13 protein-coding genes and 1 tRNA gene are annotated in these 17,411 nt (G+C 68.4%); 6 read left to right on the top strand and 8 right to left on the bottom strand.

Features of this window, described 5'->3' with window-relative positions; all coding sequences use genetic code 11:
- Positions 1 to 243: 243 nt before the first annotated feature.
- The 5 genes from QSG27_RS09505 to QSG27_RS09485 form a co-directional block, all read right to left on the bottom strand.
- Complete coding sequence (locus tag QSG27_RS09505; RefSeq protein WP_306705480.1) at positions 244 to 648, bottom strand: DUF971 domain-containing protein; 405 nt, start codon at positions 646 to 648, stop codon at positions 244 to 246.
- Entirely contained in the window at positions 648 to 884 is a 237-nt protein-coding gene (locus tag QSG27_RS09500; protein WP_306705478.1) for a Trm112 family protein, read from the bottom strand. Before QSG27_RS09500 ends, QSG27_RS09505 begins: the two co-directional genes overlap by 1 nt.
- A 51-nt stretch (positions 885 to 935) precedes the next feature.
- A complete protein-coding gene (locus QSG27_RS09495) occupies positions 936 to 1,628 on the bottom strand; it encodes an LON peptidase substrate-binding domain-containing protein (protein WP_306705476.1) in 693 nt (230 codons plus the stop codon).
- 93 nt (positions 1,629 to 1,721) lie between these two features.
- Positions 1,722 to 2,672, bottom strand: coding sequence for a thioredoxin family protein (locus QSG27_RS09490; RefSeq protein ID WP_306705474.1), 951 nt, complete (start codon positions 2,670 to 2,672; stop codon positions 1,722 to 1,724).
- A gap of 69 nt (positions 2,673 to 2,741) precedes the next feature.
- Positions 2,742 to 3,293, bottom strand: coding sequence for a prolyl-tRNA synthetase associated domain-containing protein (locus QSG27_RS09485; RefSeq protein ID WP_306705472.1), 552 nt, complete (start codon positions 3,291 to 3,293; stop codon positions 2,742 to 2,744).
- Between the two features lie 149 nt (positions 3,294 to 3,442).
- Here QSG27_RS09485 and QSG27_RS09480 point away from each other — a divergent pair.
- From QSG27_RS09480 to QSG27_RS09470, 3 genes are all read left to right on the top strand, one after another.
- Positions 3,443 to 3,517 (top strand) — tRNA-Gly (locus QSG27_RS09480).
- 662 nt (positions 3,518 to 4,179) lie between these two features.
- On the top strand, positions 4,180 to 4,866 hold the full coding sequence (locus QSG27_RS09475) for an RraA family protein (protein ID WP_306705470.1): 687 nt from the start codon (positions 4,180 to 4,182) through the stop codon (positions 4,864 to 4,866).
- Between the two features lie 160 nt (positions 4,867 to 5,026).
- Positions 5,027 to 5,959, top strand: coding sequence for an AEC family transporter (locus QSG27_RS09470; protein ID WP_306705468.1), 933 nt, complete (start codon positions 5,027 to 5,029; stop codon positions 5,957 to 5,959).
- A 267-nt stretch (positions 5,960 to 6,226) separates the two neighbouring features.
- Here QSG27_RS09470 and QSG27_RS09465 read toward each other — a convergent pair whose 3' ends face one another.
- Positions 6,227 to 6,511, bottom strand: coding sequence for a hypothetical protein (locus tag QSG27_RS09465; RefSeq protein ID WP_306705466.1), 285 nt, complete (start codon positions 6,509 to 6,511; stop codon positions 6,227 to 6,229).
- On the opposite strand from QSG27_RS09465, the gene QSG27_RS09460 reads away from it, so the two are divergent.
- Positions 6,504 to 7,475: a tripartite tricarboxylate transporter substrate binding protein gene (locus QSG27_RS09460; RefSeq protein WP_306705464.1), complete on the top strand. Its 972-nt coding sequence runs from the start codon at positions 6,504 to 6,506 to the stop codon at positions 7,473 to 7,475. The two genes, QSG27_RS09465 and QSG27_RS09460, sit on opposite strands and share 8 nt — an antisense overlap.
- A 156-nt stretch (positions 7,476 to 7,631) precedes the next feature.
- Complete coding sequence (locus QSG27_RS09455; RefSeq protein WP_407653198.1) at positions 7,632 to 9,329, top strand: methyl-accepting chemotaxis protein; 1,698 nt, start codon at positions 7,632 to 7,634, stop codon at positions 9,327 to 9,329.
- A gap of 122 nt (positions 9,330 to 9,451) precedes the next feature.
- On the opposite strand, the gene QSG27_RS09450 is transcribed toward QSG27_RS09455, so the two are convergent.
- Together QSG27_RS09450 and QSG27_RS09445 are read right to left on the bottom strand one after the other, a co-directional pair.
- Positions 9,452 to 10,423 carry a Bug family tripartite tricarboxylate transporter substrate binding protein gene (locus tag QSG27_RS09450; protein WP_306705460.1) on the bottom strand — a complete coding sequence of 324 codons (972 nt, stop codon included), beginning with the start codon at positions 10,421 to 10,423 and terminating at the stop codon, positions 9,452 to 9,454.
- 234 nt (positions 10,424 to 10,657) lie between these two features.
- On the bottom strand, positions 10,658 to 12,325 hold the full coding sequence (locus tag QSG27_RS09445; RefSeq protein WP_306705457.1) for an HD domain-containing phosphohydrolase: 1,668 nt from the start codon (positions 12,323 to 12,325) through the stop codon (positions 10,658 to 10,660).
- 220 nt (positions 12,326 to 12,545) lie between these two features.
- On the opposite strand from QSG27_RS09445, the gene QSG27_RS09440 reads away from it, so the two are divergent.
- Positions 12,546 to 17,390, top strand: a complete 4,845-nt coding sequence (locus QSG27_RS09440) for an NAD-glutamate dehydrogenase (RefSeq protein WP_306705455.1) — start codon at positions 12,546 to 12,548, stop codon at positions 17,388 to 17,390.
- The last annotated feature ends 21 nt before the right edge of the window (positions 17,391 to 17,411 follow it).

Below are 17,411 nucleotides of genomic sequence, written 5' to 3'. Positions count from 1 at the left end.
GGGACGGGCAGCCCGGCGCCGCCGGCGGGCGGCGGGCCGGCTTCAGGAGCGGCGGTCTGGCTGGCGGTCGCGCCGGGCGGGTCGGTCGCGGTCACGGCGGTCATCCTGCGGCGGAGGAACGGTCGATGGGCCGTTATCTACGCCATTTCCATGAAAGCGCAACATTCCGCGCCACAGCGCACGGAAAGGCCGCACACGAAAAAGCGGAGCCGCGGCGGAATGCCGCACCCCGCTTCCGTCCCCTCAGCGCCGGCCCCGGGGGTCGCGGCTCAGCCCCTTGGCGTCCAGTTCCGCCAGATACTCCGCCCACAGGCGGTCCTGGTCCTCGCCCAGCTCGTACAGCAGCTTCCAGGAATAGATGCCGCTGTCGTGCAGGTCGTCGAACACGATGCGCAGGGCGTAATGGCCGATCGCCTCCAGGCTCATTATGCCGACGTGGCGGCGGCCCGAAACGGTCTGCTTCTGGCCGGGGCCGTGGCCCTGCACCTCGGCGGAGGGGCTGTGGACGCGCAGGAACTCCGCGGGGTAGGAGAAGGTCCGGCCGTTGTCGAAATCGACCTCCAGCCGCTTCTCCTCCTTCTTCAGCCGGACTTCCACCGGCCAGTGCTTCGTGCCGAAGGCGTCCGACGCGAACTGCTCGTCGGACATCAGGCGGCCCCCGGCTTCCCGTCGAGGCTGCGGGCCTCGTCGATCAGCATGATCGGGATGCCGTCGCGGATCGGATAGGCCAGCCCGGCGCGGTCGCTGATCAGCTCGGCGCGCTCCGCGTCGTAGCGCAGCGGCCCCTTGGTCAGCGGGCAGACGAGGATCTCCAGAAGCTTCGGATCGACGCGCGCCTGGGTCTTGCCGTCGGCGGGCGGGTCGTCGTGGGGATGGGCGCTCATGGATCGGGCCTCGCAGTCGGAAGGAACAGTGTCGGTTGTCAAGGAAGGGACTCAGTGACGCAGCGCGCCGCCGTCGCCCTCGTGGCCGTCGAGAATGGCCATCTCCACCAGGGCGATCAAGAGCTTCGCGCGCTCCGGCAGATCCGGCGTCTCCAGGAGGGCCTGCTTCTCGCTGGGTGAAAAGGGGCAGATCATGGCCAGCGAGGTCACCAGCCGTTCGTCGGGGGTGCAATCGATGGCCTTCCAGTCCACCGACAGCCCCTGCATCTTGAAATACCCCTTCAGCCCGGCCAGCAGCCGCGGACGGTCCAGCCCGCCTCCGTCGCCCACGGCCCCGCCGCCCTCCAGTGGCTCGATCAGGTCGCCGGAGAAACGCTCCCAGTCGGCGGCGACGCGGCGGTAGCCGCGCTGGCCTTCCAGCTCCCGCATGATGGCGAAGCGGCAGACGCCGGTCAGGGTGATGAGGTAGCGGCCATCCTCCGTCTCGGCGAAGCTGGTGATCCGCCCGGCGCAGCCGGTGCCGTAGACCGCCGGTTCCCGCTCGCGGCAGGCCGGATCGGCGGGCTGGATCATGCCGATCATGCGGTCACCGGCCAGCGCGTCCTCGACCATCGCGAGGTAACGCGGCTCGAAGATGTTCAGGGGAAGGCGCCCGCGCGGCAGCAGCAGGACCCCCGCAAGCGGGAAGATCGGCAGCAGCCGCGGCAGGCGGTCCGGCGATGGGGCGATGGGGTTCCGGCTCATGCGACGAATATAGAACCCCTGCGCACGGCGAACAGAGTGAAGGCGAACGGAGCGGGCGGCGGCGCGGACGCGGTTCCGGGCCGCCGGCCGCGGTCAGCGGAACAGGATCGAGGACAGGCGGCGGCGGCTCTGCACGGTCAGCGGATCGGTCGGGCCGAAGGCTTCGAAGAACTTGACGAGCTGCTTGCGGGCGGCCTCGTCGTTCCAGCCGCGGTCGCGGCGCACCAGTTCCAGAAGCTCGTCCACCGCGGCCTCGCGCTTGCCGGCGGCGAACAGCGCGAGCGCGAGGTCGAAGCGGGCCTCGTGGTCGTCCTGGTTCTGGGCGAGCTTCTCCATCAGCTCTGGGATCGGGCCGGCGTTGGCGGCCTGCTCGGCGACCTCCAGCGCGCTGCGCACCGCGGCGATCTCCTTGTCCTTGGCGATCTGCTCCGGCACCTTGCCCAGCATCTGCTTGGCGCGGTCCAGATCCTCGTTGACGATCAGGCAGCGGACCAGCCCGGCGTAGGCCGCGGCGTTCAGGTTCTCCGGATCGGCCTGCAGGATCTCGCCGTAGATCTCCGACGCGGTCTGGGTGTCGCCGGCCTCCAGCGCCTCCTTGGCCTGGGCCAGCGCCTCCTCCAGGATGTCGCCCTCGCCGCCGCCCGCGGCACCGGCCAGCTTCACCAGCTTCTCCACGAAGGCCTTCACCTGCGATTCCGGCAGGGCGCCCATGAAGCCGTCCACCGGGCGGCCCTGGAAGAAGGCGTAAACCGCCGGGATCGACTGCACGCGGAGCTGCGAGGCGATCATCGGGTCCTTGTCGGTGTCGATCTTGACCAGCCGCACCTTGCCCTTCGCGGCCAGCACCGTCTTTTCCAGGATCGGGCCGAGCTGCTTGCACGGGCCGCACCAGGGCGCCCAGAAATCGACGATCACCGGGACCGCCTGCGACGCCTCGATGACGTCGGCCATGAAGGCGCGGTCGCTGCTGTCCTTGATCAGGTCACCGGCGGCGGGGGCGGCACCGGCGGCGGCGGGCTTGTTGGCGGGCGGAATGGAGAACATGGCGGTCACGTATCCCTTTGCGATCTCGCGTGATAGATGAGCGCACGGAGCGCGTTAAGCAAGCGTCGGCTACGGGTCCGAAGGCTCCTCGCCGAAGGGCACGATCAGCGGCTCGTGCCCGCCGGCCCGGATGAAGCGCAGCAGATCCGCCGCCCCGATGGCCGTGGTCCGGTCGTTCAGCAGCGGATGGTAGTTCAGCGGGTCGTGCGCCAGCATCTGTTCCTGAAGCACAACCCTCACCCGCCGCTCCCGGTCGTTGACCAGCGCGAAGGGCGTGACCGAGCCGGGCCGCACGCCGAGATGCCGCCACAGCCGGTCGGCGGAGGCGAAGGACAGCCGCGCCGACCCGATCACCTTGTCGAACCGGTTCAGCTCCACCCGCGCGTCCTCCAGCGCGACCACCAGCCAGTGCTGCTCCTTCTTGTCCTTCAGGAACAGGTTCTTGCAATGGCCGCCGGGCAGCGCGCCGCGCAGCGCCTTGCTCTCCTCCACCGTGTGCAACGGCGGGTGGCTGTGGGTCGTCGTGCGGATGCCGAGCGCCGTCAGATGCTCCAGGAGCTGCTCCGGGCTCGTCGGCAGCGGCTCCTCGGCCGTGCCCTCGGGGGTGTTGCGGGTGTCCATGGACCCATCTTTAGCGGTGCGGGGAAAATTCGTCCAGGCGCCCGAAAAAAGTGAAACATGACGCTTGCATTGCGCCGATCGATGAGTATAGTCCGCCGCACGCCGCCGGACGGCACCGACACAGGGTCCGAACGGCAGCGAAACGGAGCGCGGGCGTAGCTCAGGGGTAGAGCACAACCTTGCCAAGGTTGGGGTCGAGGGTTCGAATCCCTTCGCCCGCTCCATTTTCCCGGCGGAGGCGATAATCCTCCGAAGGGGACGGAAGGACCGTTGATTGAACAAGGCTGGGCCTCCGGGCGCCGGCCTTTTTCGTTTTGTCCGGCTTTCCTTTTCCTCCCCACCTTCCTGGCTGCCGCCTGCGGCCCCGCAGCCGATTCCGCAATGCCGCCGCCCGATGGCCGCACCGGTTTTTCAGCCCCTGATTTTTCTGGTTCCAAGGCGTCGCAGTCATACAGAGCAGCGGCGGCTGAAGGATGCAATCCACAGACATCAAATTCTCAGGATGCATTCTTTTGTAGGTAATTAATTGAGCGCATACCCCGTATGTTTGCGTGAACAAATTTACTTATTAGCAACCTACTTGCGTATGACCTCCGAAACGACTAAGCTTCAAATGCGAAACAAATAGAACTTCTATCTGATTAGGGTTGTATGCACCATGGATGGCCCGGTCGTTCCGGATGGGATCTGCCCGTGATTTTCCCGGATAGGAGGCTTCCGTCCGGCCGGCGTCCGCCGCCCCGGCAACACCGGCCCTCCCCCGCCTGATCGTCATCGGCTCCGCTGTCGTCGCATCCCGACCGGCGGTGCCGCTGGTCGCGCTTCCCGGCCCCGCTTCGTACAGCCCAGACGACACGCTCAGTCCAGACGACAAGAGGTCCCTCCCATGGCTATGCAACGCTACATCACCAACTTTCCCCGCCTGACCCCCGACACGCTCGAAAAATGGCGCGGCGTGCCCAGCAGCGTGGCGTCCGACGCCCAGAACCGGTGTCAGAGCATGGATTCCCGGATCAAGCCGATGGTGCCCGGCATGCGCATCTGCGGGCAGGCCCGCACGGTCGTTCCGATGCCCGGCGACAACAGCATGGTCCACCACGCGGTCAGCCTCGCGGAGCCGGGCGACATCGTCATGGTGGCCGGCGGCGGGCTGGAGGACGTGGCGATGGCCGGCGAATGGGTCGTCCGCTGCTGCAAGCGCCGCGCGCTGGGCGGGCTGGTGGTCGACGGCACCGTCCGCGATCTCTACGAAATCCGCAGCCTGAACGTTCCGGTCTTCGCGAAGGGCGCCGTTCCGCGCGGCCCGCACAAGAACTTCGGCGGCAAGATGGACGTGCTGGCGTCGGTCGGCAACGTGCCGGTCAGCCCCGGCGACATCATCCTGGGCGACGAGGACGGCGTGGTCGTCATTCCGCTGGATCTGGCGGAGGAGACGCTGGAGGCCAGCCTGAAGCTGCTGGAGCGCGAGCGCCTGTGGACCTCCCAGATCGAGGCCGGAAGGACCCTGGTGGAGGTCCTCGGCGTCCCGGAGCTGGAGGTCATCGAACGCGACCGCAAGCTGGAACGCGCCTGAAACGGCCGGAAGACGATCACGGCCGTCATTTTCCGGCCGTGACCCCCTGGCGGTCCGGCGCTTCGGCGCCGGTCGCGGGGGGGCATGACGGCGGCGCCTTCGGGTGCCGCCGTCATGATCCGGCGAGACATCGGGAAGCCCCGCCAACGGTGATCCTTTCATGACACTCATCTTCACGATCGTCTTGCCGATGTTCGCCTTGATCGCGCTTGGCTTCTGGGCCGCGCGGTATCGGGGATTCAGCAACGCGATGGTCCAGGGGCTTTCCCGTTTCCTCGGCATCTACGCCCTCCCCGCCCTGCTGTTCTCGAACATGGCGAAGGCCGACATCCCCGATCCCATCGAATGGGGATTCCTGGCCTCCTTCTACGTCGCCGCGCTGGTGGTGTTCGCCATCGCCGCGGCCTGGATGCTGTTGCAGCGGCGGGCGAAGGAATTCGCCCCGGTCGGGCTCGCCAGCTCCTTTTCCAACATCGCCCTTCTGGGCACCCCGATCATCATGGAAGCCTACGGCGCCGCGGTGGCCGTGCCCGTGCTCCTGCTGATCATCTTCCAGTCGCCGCTTCTGTTCACCGTGGCGACCATGCTGGCGGAGTCCCAGCGTTCCGGCGGGGGCAGGCCGGTGGAGGCCGCCTGGAAGGCGATCAAGGCGACGGCCATGAGCCCGCTGGTCATGTCCGTGCTGTTCGGTCTGGCCGCCAACCTGTCCCACATCCCGATCTCGCCGATGATCATGAAGGGGCTGGGGCTGATGGCGCAGACCGTGCTGCCCTGCGCCTGCTTCACGCTCGGCGCCACCATCGCCTTCAGCCCGATCAACGGGCGCCTGCTGCTGCCGTCGGCGGCGATGGCGGTCATGAAGGTCGCCCTGCACCCGATGCTGACCTGGGTGCTGGCCGCCAAGGTGTTCATGCTTCCCCCGGACTGGATCGCCCCGGCGGTGACCGCCGCCGCCCTGCCCATCGGCGTCAACGCCTATGTGTTCGCCGAGCGGTACGAGTCGGGCCGGGAACTGGTGTCCATGTCGCTTCTGATGTCCACGCTCCTGTCCCCCATCTCGATCTCCGTCGCCTTCATGGTGGCGATGGGCTAGCCGGCGCTCCGCCGCCGGCAAGGCGGTCCCGCACCCCCATCCAATGGTTTCGCACCCGCCGGACGGCCCAGGCCAGGGCCCGGCGGGAACGTCTCTTTGGAGAAGGATTTCCCGGCGAAATCCGATTCAGGCGAAGTGCGTCAGTTAGAGCCATTGATGCACGAACTCATCTGTAATATGTTCACGTCATGATAGAGAAAGGCATACACAAGGGTTGGGCTGAGAAGTTTTGTGCTCAAATTCACCCCGCAAGGATGTGCCGGTCCGTCACCGCCGCACGTTTCCATTCGCCGCAAGAACGGGCATCGCCGGCATTCGCGATCCTTCAAATGCAATGCGGCTCACGCCTTTCCGGCCAGGCTTCTTCCGCCCACCGCCACAACTCTCCATCAATTTGAAATAAATTTTTAAATAACACGCGCCGGCCATTTTTTCTTTCCAGGTTTTGAGTTCGATTTCCGCCTTTTCTAGTGTTCCGCAATTCATCTCAGCCGATGTCATGCAGAACGGGTTCACGCAAACAAAGTAAAAGAAGGGCATCCAGATGATCAATCGCAGCAAGTTCTTGGCGTTCGCAGCCGGAGCCCTGGCGCTCGCCGCGGCCTCGGCCCAGGCGGCCTATCCGGAGAAGCCGATCTCCCTGATCGTTGCTTACGACGTCGGGGGATCGACCGACGTGACCGCGCGCCTGCTGGCCCCCTTCATCGAAAAGCATCTGGGCGGCGGCGCCCGCGTCGAGGTTGTGAACAAGCCCGGCGCCGGCGGCGAGATCGGCTTCGCGGCCATCGCCGACTCCGCGCCGGACGGCTACACCATCGGCTTCATCAACTCCCCGAACGTGGTGTCGATCCCGATCGAGCGTCAGGCCCGCTTCTCGCTCGACCGGCTGGACCCGCTGGTCAACATCGTGGACGACCCGGGCGTCTGGGCCGTCCCGGCGGACAGCCCCTTCAAGACCGTGAAGGACGTGGTCGATCAAGCCAAGGCCAACCCGAACACCATCACGGTGGGGTCGACCGGCGTGGGATCGGACGACCAGCTCGCCATGCTGCTGGTGCAGCGCCAGGCGTCCGTGCAGTTCATCCACGTGCCCTTCTCCGGTTCCTCCGCGAACTACAAGGCGATGCTCGCCAAGAAGATCCAGATCTGCGCGACGAACCTGGGCGAGGGTCTGCGCGGCGAGGCCACCGATCCGGTCCGCGTCATCGGCGTCATGAGCAAGGAACGCTGGAAGGTCGCCCCCAACCTGCCGACCTTCGCGGATCAGGGCTTCCCGGTGCTGATGGCGTCGCTGCGCGGCATCGCCACGCCGAAGGGTGTGTCCCCGGACATCCGCGCCAAGCTGGTGGAGGCGGTGACCAAGGCCGCCACCGACCCGGACTTCGTGGCGAAGGCCGAGGCCAAGGAGACCTTCCAGCCGCTGCGCGTCTTCGGGTCCGACGCCTTCACGGCGGAGCTGAAGCAGATCGACGTCGAGCTGAAGGCCCTGTGGCAGGCGTCGCCCTGGCTGAAGTGATCCCGGGCTGACGCGACCCGGGCGGGCCGTCCCGTCCGGGTCCGGCCCGGCCACGAACCTTCCAGCCGGCGGCGAAGCGACCGGCGGCTGGACCGGTTCCGTTTCTCCTCACCATCCGGCGCCCACGGTCCGGCCAATGGTTGAAGCAGGTGCTCCATGACTTTCCTCAATCACCTCCACATTCCCACGAAAATGGGAATCCCGGCGGCGACAGCGATTCTGGGCATGCTTGCCATCGCGTTGCTTGGCGGCTCCGCCATCACGGAACAGTCACGCCTGCTGGACACGCTGTTCAACCGCTCCTTCACGCGGGAAGCGGAAGTCCAGGCGTTGACCGACACGCTGACCGTCGCGCACGCCGGCCTGTACCGGACCGTGATCCTCAGCACCGCCAACGCCTCCCCCAAGGCGGTCGAGGATGAGGCGAAGGCCCTGACCGGACAGCTTTCCAAGCTGAAGCTCCAGGCGGACACGCTGAAGGGCCAGTCGTCCTCGACCGAGGAGGAGGGGCAGCTCCTCCAGCGCTTCGGTTCGGACACCTCGGTCTACCAGGCGAAGGTGACCAGCTTCCTCGACCTGCTGAAGATGGGCGTCGATCCGCTCGACTTCCTGCAGGAGGTCCAGGCGGCCTACGGGCGCCTGCACGGCACCTCCCGCGAATACCTGACCTACCAGCGCCAGCAGTCGGCCAACGCCTACGCGACCGTCAACGCATCGGTCGATGCGACCACCCAGGCCTTCATCGCCTCCGCGATCGTCGCCCTGCTGATCACGGTGGGCGTGGCGCTGTTCATCGGCTTCAACATCGCCCGCCCGGTCGTCCGCCTGACCACGGTCATGGAGCGGCTGGCGCAGGGCCGGCTGGACGACGACGTGCCCGCCGCCGAGCGCGGCGACGAGATCGGCCAGATGGCCCGCACCGTCCGCGTGTTCAAGGAGAACGCGCTGCGCGTCCAGGAGCTCTCGCGCGAGCAGGACGCCATGCGCGCCCGCGCCACGGAGGAGCAGCGCCGGGCCATGAACAGCCTTGCCAACGACCTGGAGGCGTCGGTCAAGGCGGTGATGGGCGAGGTGGTGCGGTCCGCCAATTCCATGCGCGGCGAGGCGAACGTCATGCTGGAGAACGCCCGCCAGACCAGCCACCACAGCGACTCGGTCGCCCACGCGGTGCAGGAGGCGACGAGCGAGGTGGAAAGCGTGGCCGCCGGCGCCGAGCAGCTCCGCGCCTCCATCGACGAGATCACCCGCTCCATCACCCAGTCCACCCAGCTCGCCCGCGGTGCGGTGGACGAGGCCGGGCGGACCGACTCGATCGTCCAGGGCCTCAGCGAGGCCAGCCGGAAGATCGAGGAGGTGGTCGGCCTCATCAACAACATCGCCGGCCAGACCAACCTGCTGGCGCTGAACGCGACCATCGAGGCGGCCCGCGCGGGCGAGGCCGGCAAGGGCTTCGCGGTCGTGGCGCAGGAGGTCAAGAGCCTCGCCAACCAGACCGCCAAGGCGACCGACGAGATCGGTTCGGAGATCGCGGCGGTGCAGGCGGCGACCACCGCGGCGGTCAACGCCATCCGCGCCATCGTCAACACCATCCGTCAGGTGGACGAATCGCTCAGCACCGTCGCCGCGGCGGTGGAGGAGCAGGACGCCGCCACCCGCGACATCAGCGAGCGCTCCCAGCGCGCCGCCACCGACACCGTGGCGGTGCTTCAGGAAATGCGGCTGGTGCAGCAGGCGGCGGAAACCACCGGCCATTCCGCCGGCACCGTCCAGACCACGACCGAGGAGCTGTCGCGCAGCTTCAACAAACTCGACAACGAGATCGAAGCCTTCATCAGCCGCATCACCGCGGCCTGACGGCGACCGGGGAGGCCGTGGCGGACCGCCGTGGCCTCCTCCGTCCGCGGCCGCCCACAAAAAAGGCCCCTCTTCCGGTTGGAAGAGGGGCCTTTTCTATCCGGCTTCCTGGATGGAAGCGGTCACTTCAGCCAGGGGAACTCGCTCCACAGGGCGCGGTACTCTCCGTCGAGCTGCTTCAACTCGACGGTGAAGGCTTCCGAATCGAGAATGCGCAGCGGCTGGAAGGTGTCGCGGGCCTTGCTCTGGAATTCGGGATCGTTGGCCGCCTTGGTCACGGCCTCCACCAGCTTGCTGCGGACGTCCGCGGGCAGGCCCTTCGGCGCGCCGATGCCGCGCAGCGACGCCATCGTGAAGTCGTGGCCCAGCTCCTTGAAGGTCGGCACATCGGGCGCCATGCTCCAGCGCTCCTTGCTCATCACCCCCAGGATGCGGATGTTGTCGCCGCCCGCCTTGCCGCGCAGCCCTTCACCCAGATTCTGCCCGCAGACCTGGGTGTGGCGGCCCAGCATGGAGCGGTAGTTCTCGGCGCTGCCCGGAAACGGCACATGGGTGAAGCGGGCGCCCGTCTGCCGCTGGAGCAGCAGCATGCCCAGATGGTCGTCCGACCCCACGCCGGTCGACCCCACCGTGATGGTGTTGGGGTTGGCCTTGGCCTGGGCGACCAGATCCTCCACCGTCTTGTAGGGGCTGTCGCCGTGGACCGTCATGACGCCCGGATCGTCCACGATGTTGACCAGCGGGTCCAGCCGGTCGAGCGTGAAGCGGGCGTTGCGCTCGATCGGGATGGTGACGACGTTGGGCGTGTTGATGAACCCGATGGTGTAGCCGTCCGGCGGAGCGTCGGCGATGGCCGCGAAGCCGATTTCACCCCCGGCGCCGCCACGGTTCATCACCACGATCCGGGCGCCGCCGCCCAGATACTTCTCGATGAAGGGGACCAGCATGCGGGCGGTCACATCGGTCGATCCGCCGGCCCCGTAGGCGACGATCATGGTGATCGGCTTGTCCGGGTAGGCGGCCTGCGCCGCGGACGCGCCCAGCAGCAGGGCACAGGAGGTCAAAAGGGTGGAGAGTAATCTTCTGGCTTTCATGGTCGGCTCCGCCAAATGCTGCCGCACGATCACCACCACGGAACGTCGTGGCGGCGTCGGTTGCACAATTCATAGTAACACGATTTTTCGTATACTATAATATATATGACGCAACCGTAATGCGAATGTATGGGAATTCCGTCTGCGTGTCGACGCCCATCGACTCCGGAGGACGCGGAAACGGCCTTTCCGTCTTGGGAAAGGCCGCCCGGACGGGGGCTGAAGGGAACCGTATCAGTTGATCGGTTCGGCCCGGCTGCCGAACAGGGCGCGCAGCTTGCGCCCGATGGCCGCCACCAGCAGGCCCTGGTTGCCGCCTTCCGGCTCGGGGAACCAGTCCGGTTCGGTGGCCTGGATGCGGCGCACCACGGCCAGGAACGCCTCGACCACGAGCGGGTCGAAGTCCCGGCCCGCCCGTTCGGCGATCCAGCCGATGGCGTGCTCGACGCCCAACGCCTTGCGGTACTGGCGGTCGGTGATGAGGGCGTCGAACACGTCGGCCACGGCCATGATCCGCGCCGACACCGGAATGGCCGTGCCGCGCAGCCCTTCCACATAGCCCGACCCGTCGTAGCGTTCGTGGTGGTAACGCGCGATCTCCGCGGCGATGGACAGCAGGCTGCGCCCGCGCAGGGGCAGCGCCGCCTCGCCGAGGATGCGGTGGCCGATCAGCGTGTGGCGCTGGATGGCGGCCACGTCGTTGTTCGCCAGTTCGCCCGGAATGCCGAGCGTCTCGTCCGACACGCTCAGCATGCCGACGTCGTGCAACAGGGCGGCCAGGCCGACCTTCTCCGTCAGCTCCTCGTCCAGCTCGTCGGGGAAGCGGCCCTGGGCGCGCAGTTCGCGGGCGATGTCGCCGACCAGCCGCTCGATCCGCTGGAGATGGCCGGCGGCGGCGTTGTCCTTGTATTCGGCCAGCGAGCCCATGGCCAGGACGGTGGCCTTCTGGGCGGTGTTCAGCTCCTCGAACAGCAGGGCGTTCTCGAAGGCGATGGAGCATTTGTTGCGGAACAGCTCCAGCAACTGCCACTCGCGCGCGGTGCCGTCATTGTTGTGGCCCTCGACGTAGATCATGCCGATGATCCCGCCGTGGGCGCGCAGCCGCAGCGCGCAATAGCCCGGCTCGACGATGGTTCCGCTGCTCGGGCTCAACCGGTCCAGGGCGGCGGTCACGTTGGGCTCGCCCAGGTCGGTGACGTCCACGTCCTTCCATTTGGCGAAGCGCCCGGTTGAGGCGCGCACGCGGATGCGGCGGTCGCGCGGCAGCGTGTCGCCCTGGATGCACAGCAGGGCGTGCCGCCCGATGCCCAGCAGCCCGACGACGCGCGGCAGGATGTTGGGAAACAGCACGTCGGGGGTGCGCATCTCCAGCAGGCCGGTGGTCGCCACCAGCATGCGGGCCAGCGCCTTGCGCCCGGCGGCCTGGGTCTGCAGGTTGGCGAAGGCGCGCAGCCGCGGGACGACCGCGGTGCGCAGCGTGCGCGCCGTCAGCCCGTCCTTCAGGCGGTAATCGCTGACGTCGTGGCCTTCCACCACGTCTTCCTCCGGCGCCCGGTCGGGATGGGCGGTGCAGACGAGGATGCGGACGCGGCTGTTCCCCAGCTCCTTGCGGATGTGGTCGATGAAGCCCAGCCCCGCCGGCGGCCCGGCGTCCGCGGGGTCCAGAACCGGTTCCAGCAGGACGGCGGCGGTGTTGGGGTTCCGGTACAGCGTCTCCCGCGCCTCGGCGGCGGTCGCGGCGCTCAGCACCGACACCGGCGCCCCGTCCAGCGCGAATCCGCCGAGCGCGGCGCGCGTCAGCTCCGCCAGCGCGGGGTCGGGATCGACCACCAGAACATACAGGTGGGCCTTGGCGGGCGGAACCGGGGTGGCCTCCGGCGGGTTGGCGTCGTCGTTGGGCATGAACGTCTCGATGGTTGCGCGGAAGAGACGCGCTTGCACAAAAAATACGCCCCTTCTCCGACTCATTCAACTTTCATCGGTTTGGATGCGAAGGGCTCCGCCGTGAAAAAACGCCTCTTCCGGCTACGCCCCTCCGCCTGTTGCCAGCGGCGGCAAATAGGCTACCCTCGTGCCTACAAAGGCGGCAAACCGCCGCAAAAAAATGGGAAGGAATGGAGCGATGGCTCTCAGGGCCGAACAGCTCAAGGACGAGCTGACCGAAGAGGTCGTGCGGCAGGTTCGCGAGCGGCTGGGCCGCAGCCGCGCCGCACCGGCGGAGCGCTTCGTGCGGCAGTTCTACGACAACGTCCCGCCCGACGACATCATCCAGGCTCCGGCGGAGCAGCTCTACGGCGCGGCGCTGGCCATGTGGCAATGGGGCCAGCAGCGCGAGGCGCCGGGGCGGGCCAAGGTCCGGGTCTACAACCCGCGGGTCGAGGAGCATGGCTGGCAGTCCCACCGCACGGTGGTGGAGATCGTCAACGACGACATGCCGTTCCTGGTCGATTCCGTGACGGCGGAGCTGAACCGCCAGGGGCTGACCGTCCATCTGGTCATCCACCCCGTGGTCCGGGTGAAGCGCGACGCCGACGGCCAGCTCGCGGAGCTGTACGAGCCCGCGGCGGCCCCCACCGACGCCACGCCCGAGTCCTTCATGCATGTGGAGGTCGGTGCGGTCACCGGCGCCGCGGCGCTCGACCAGGCCCGCGCCGGTCTGGAGCGGGTTCTGGCCGACGTGCGCGCCGCCGTGGCCGACTGGCGCGCCATGCGCGAGCAGGTGCGCGCCGCCATCGCGGAGGCCGACGCCGCCCGCGCCGCCGTTCCCACCGAGGAGGTGGACGAGGCCAAGGCCTTCCTCGCCTGGGCCGACGACGACCATTTCACCTTCCTCGGCTACCGCGAATACCGGTTCGAGAGCGGCGCCGACGGGGCGGACTCCTCGCTGGGTCTGGTCGCCGGCAGCGGCCTGGGCATCCTGCGCGACGATTCGGTCACCGTCTTCGACGGGCTGCGCAACTACGCCACCCTGCCGCCGGACGTGCGCGACTTCCTGCGCAACCCGCGGGTCCTGATGGTGACCAAGGGCAACCGCCCCTCCCCCGTCCACCGCTCGGTTCCGATGGACGCCTTCCTCATCAAGCGCTTCGACGCGGAGGGGCGGATCGTCGGCGAGCGGCTGGTGGCGGGCCTCTTCACCTCCGTCGCCTACAACCGCAGCCCGCGCGAGATCCCCTATCTCCGCCGCAAGGTCGCGGAGGTGATGGATCTCGCCGGCTTCGACCCGCAGGGCCATGACGGCAAGGCGCTTCTGCACATCCTGGAGACCTACCCGCGCGACGAGCTGTTCCAGATCCAGGTGCCGGAGCTGCTGGACATCGCGGTCGGCATCCTGCACCTCCAGGAACGGCAGCGGCTGGCCCTGTTCGTGCGGCGCGACCCGTTCGAGCGCTTCGCCTCCTGCCTCGTCTACGTGCCGCGCGACCGCTACGACACCACGCTGCGCCGGCGCATCCAGTCCATCCTGGAAACCGCCTACGACGGCACCTGCACCGGCTTCACCACGCAGTTGACGGAAAGCGTGCTGGCCCGCCTGCACTTCATCATCCGCACCGAGCCGGGCCGCGTGCCCGCCGTGGACACCGCCGATCTGGAAGCGCGGCTGGTCCAGGCGTCGCGCGGCTGGGACGACCATCTGCGCGACGCGCTGGTCGACGCCCACGGCGAGGAGCAGGGGCGCGCCCTGTTCCGCCGCTACGCCGACGCCTTCCCCACCGCCTACCGCGAGCAGTTCAACGCGGAGGCCGCCGTCTTCGACATCGACCGCATCGAGAAGGCGACGGCGCAGGGCACGCTGGGCATCAACCTCTACCGCCCGCTGGAGGCGGAAGGGGACGAGCTGCACGTCAAGATCTACCACGAAGGCCGCCCGGTGCCGCTGTCCGACGTGCTGCCCATGCTGGAGCACATGGACCTGAAGGTGATCACCGAATCGCCCTTCGAGATCGCCATCGCCGGCCACGCCGCCCCGGTGTGGATCCACGACTTCACCGCGCGCTCGCAGAACGGGCTGCCCATCGACTGCGCCATGGTGAAGGAGAAATTCCAGGACGCCTTCGCCGCCGTCTGGGACGGGCGGATGGAGGATGACGGCTTCAACCGCCTCGTGCTCCGCGCCGGCCTGACCGCGCGGGAGGTGACGGTGCTGCGCGCCTACGCCAAGTATCTGCGCCAGGCCCGCATCCCCTATGGGCAGGACGTGGTGGAAAGCACGCTGGCCGGCCATCCGGCCATCGCGCGCAAGCTGACCGCGCTGTTCCACAGCCGCTTCGACCCGGCCCGCCGCCCGCAGAACGATCCCGGCCTGGCGGCGGAGATCGAACGCGCGCTGGACAACGTGAAGAACCTGGACGAGGACCGCATCCTGCGGCGCTTCCTCAACCTGCTGTGCAACACGCTGCGCACCAACGCCTATCAGAACGGGGCGGACGGGCGGCCCAGGACCTACCTCGCCTTCAAGATCGACAGCCGCCACATCGACGACCTGCCCCTGCCCCGCCCGATGGTCGAGGTGTTCGTCTACAGCCCGCGGATGGAGGGCGTGCATCTGCGCGGCGGCAAGGTGGCGCGCGGCGGCATCCGCTGGTCCGACCGGCGCGAGGATTTCCGCACGGAGATCCTGGGGCTGATGAAGGCGCAGATGGTCAAGAACACCGTCATCGTGCCGGTGGGCTCCAAGGGCGGCTTCGTGGTCAAGCGCCCGCCGCCCCCGTCCGCCGGGCGCGAGGCGGCGCTGGCCGAGGGCATCGAGTGCTACAAGACGCTGATGCGCGGCCTGCTCGACGTCACCGACAACCTGGACGCCGCGGGGGCGGTGGTGCCGCCGCCGGAGGTGGTGCGCCATGACGGGGACGATCCCTATCTGGTGGTCGCCGCCGACAAGGGCACGGCGACCTTCTCCGACATCGCCAACTCGGTGTCCATCGACTACGGCTTCTGGCTGGGCGACGCCTTCGCGTCGGGCGGCTCAGCCGGCTACGACCACAAGAAGATGGGCATCACCGCCCGCGGCGCCTGGGAGTCGGTGAAGCGCCATTTCCGCGAACTGGGGCACGACACCCAGACGCAGGACTTCACCGTCGTGGGCGTGGGCGACATGTCGGGCGACGTGTTCGGCAACGGCATGCTGCTGTCGAAGCACATCCGCCTGCTCGCCGCCTTCGACCACCGGCACATCTTCGTCGATCCCGACCCCGACGCGGCGCGGAGCTGGGAGGAGCGCCGGCGCCTGTTCGACCTGCCCCGCTCGTCCTGGGCGGATTACGACGCCGCGCTGCTGTCGGCGGGCGGGCGCATTTTCGACCGCTCCGCCAAGGCGCTGGAGCTGACCCCGGAGATTTGCCGGCGCTTCGGCATCGCCAAGGACCGCATCGCCCCGCAGGAGCTGATGCAGACCCTGCTGAAGGCGGAGGTGGACCTGCTGTGGTTCGGCGGCATCGGCACCTACCTGAAGGCGTCGGAGGAGACCAACGCCGAGGTCGGCGACAAGGCCAACGACGCGCTGCGCATCGACGGGCGCGACGTGCGGGCCAAGGTGATCGGCGAGGGCGCCAACCTGGGCGTCACCCAGCGCGGCCGCATCGAGGCGGCGCAGCACGGGGTGCGGCTGAACACCGACGCCATCGACAATTCGGCGGGCGTGGACACCTCCGACCATGAGGTGAACATCAAGATCCTGCTGAACGACGTGGTGGCGCGCGGCGACATGACGCTGAAGCAGCGCGACCAGCTTCTGGCCGCCATGACGGACGAGGTGGCCGGGCTGGTGCTGGCCGACAACTACCTGCAGAGCCAGGCCCTGACCGTCGCCCGCGCGCAGGGTCCCGACGCGCTGGAGGCGCAGGCGCGGCTGATCCGCGCGCTGGAGAAGGCGGGCCGGCTGAACCGCGCCATCGAGTATCTGCCCGACGAGGAGGAGCTGTCCGCCCGCATGGCCGACCGCGAGGGGCTGACCCGGCCCGAGCTGGCGGTGCTGCTGGCCTACGCCAAGATCACGCTGTACGACGATCTGCTGGCGTCGGACCTGCCGGACGATCCCTTCATGGCCGACGACCTCACCCGCTACTTCCCCAAGCCGTTGCGCAAGGCCCATGTGGAGGCGGTGGAGCGGCACCGGCTGCGGCGGGAGATCGTCGCGACCAGCGTCACCAACAGCCTCGTCAACCGCACCGGCCCGACCTTCGTCAAGGAGATGATGGAGAAGACCGGCATGGGGCCGGCGGACGTCGCCCGCGCCTACGCCATCGTGCGGGACGCCTTCGGTCTGCGCTCGCTGTGGACGGGGATCGAGGATCTGGACACCGCCGTCCCGGCCTCGCTCCAGACCGCGATGATCCTGGAGACGGTCCGCCTGATGGAGCGCGCCGCTGCCTGGTTCCTGGCGAGCTGCCCGCAGCCGCTGGACATCGCCCGCGAGACCGACGCCTTCCGGCCCGGCATCGAAACGCTGCTGGCCGGGCTGGACAAGGTGCTGGACGCCGAGGAGACGGCCCGCCTGACCGCCCGCGTCGCCTCCTACCAGGAGCAGGGCGTCCCCGCCGATCTGGCCCGCCGCATGGCGGCGCTGCCGGTGCTGGCCGCCGCCCCCGACCTCGTCCGCATCGCCGGGCGCACCGGGCGGGACGTGGCGGAGGTCGCCGCGGTCTACTTCATGCTGGGCCGCCGCTTCGGGCTGGAATGGCTGCGCGACAAGGCCGCCGCCGCGAAGGCGGAGAACCATTGGCAGAAGCAGGCGGTCGCCGCCCTGGTGGACGACCTGTTCGCCCACCAGACCGCGCTGACCACCCGCGTCCTGGAGGCGGTTGACCAGTTGCCGGCGGAATCCCCCGTCGACGGCTGGATCGCCCACCGCCGCCCGGTGGTGGAGCGGGTGGAGCAGCTCCTGTCCGAGCTGCGCACCCAGCCGAACGTGGATCTGTCGATGCTGGCGGTGGCGAACCGGCAGCTCCGCGGCCTGACGGCTGGATAATACCGGCTGGATAACGCTGGT

Origin of the sequence: Azospirillum isscasi (assembly GCF_030849505.1) — a bacterium.
GTDB lineage: Bacteria > Pseudomonadota > Alphaproteobacteria > Azospirillales > Azospirillaceae > Azospirillum > Azospirillum isscasi.
This window is presented reverse-complemented; position numbering and strand designations above follow the sequence as displayed.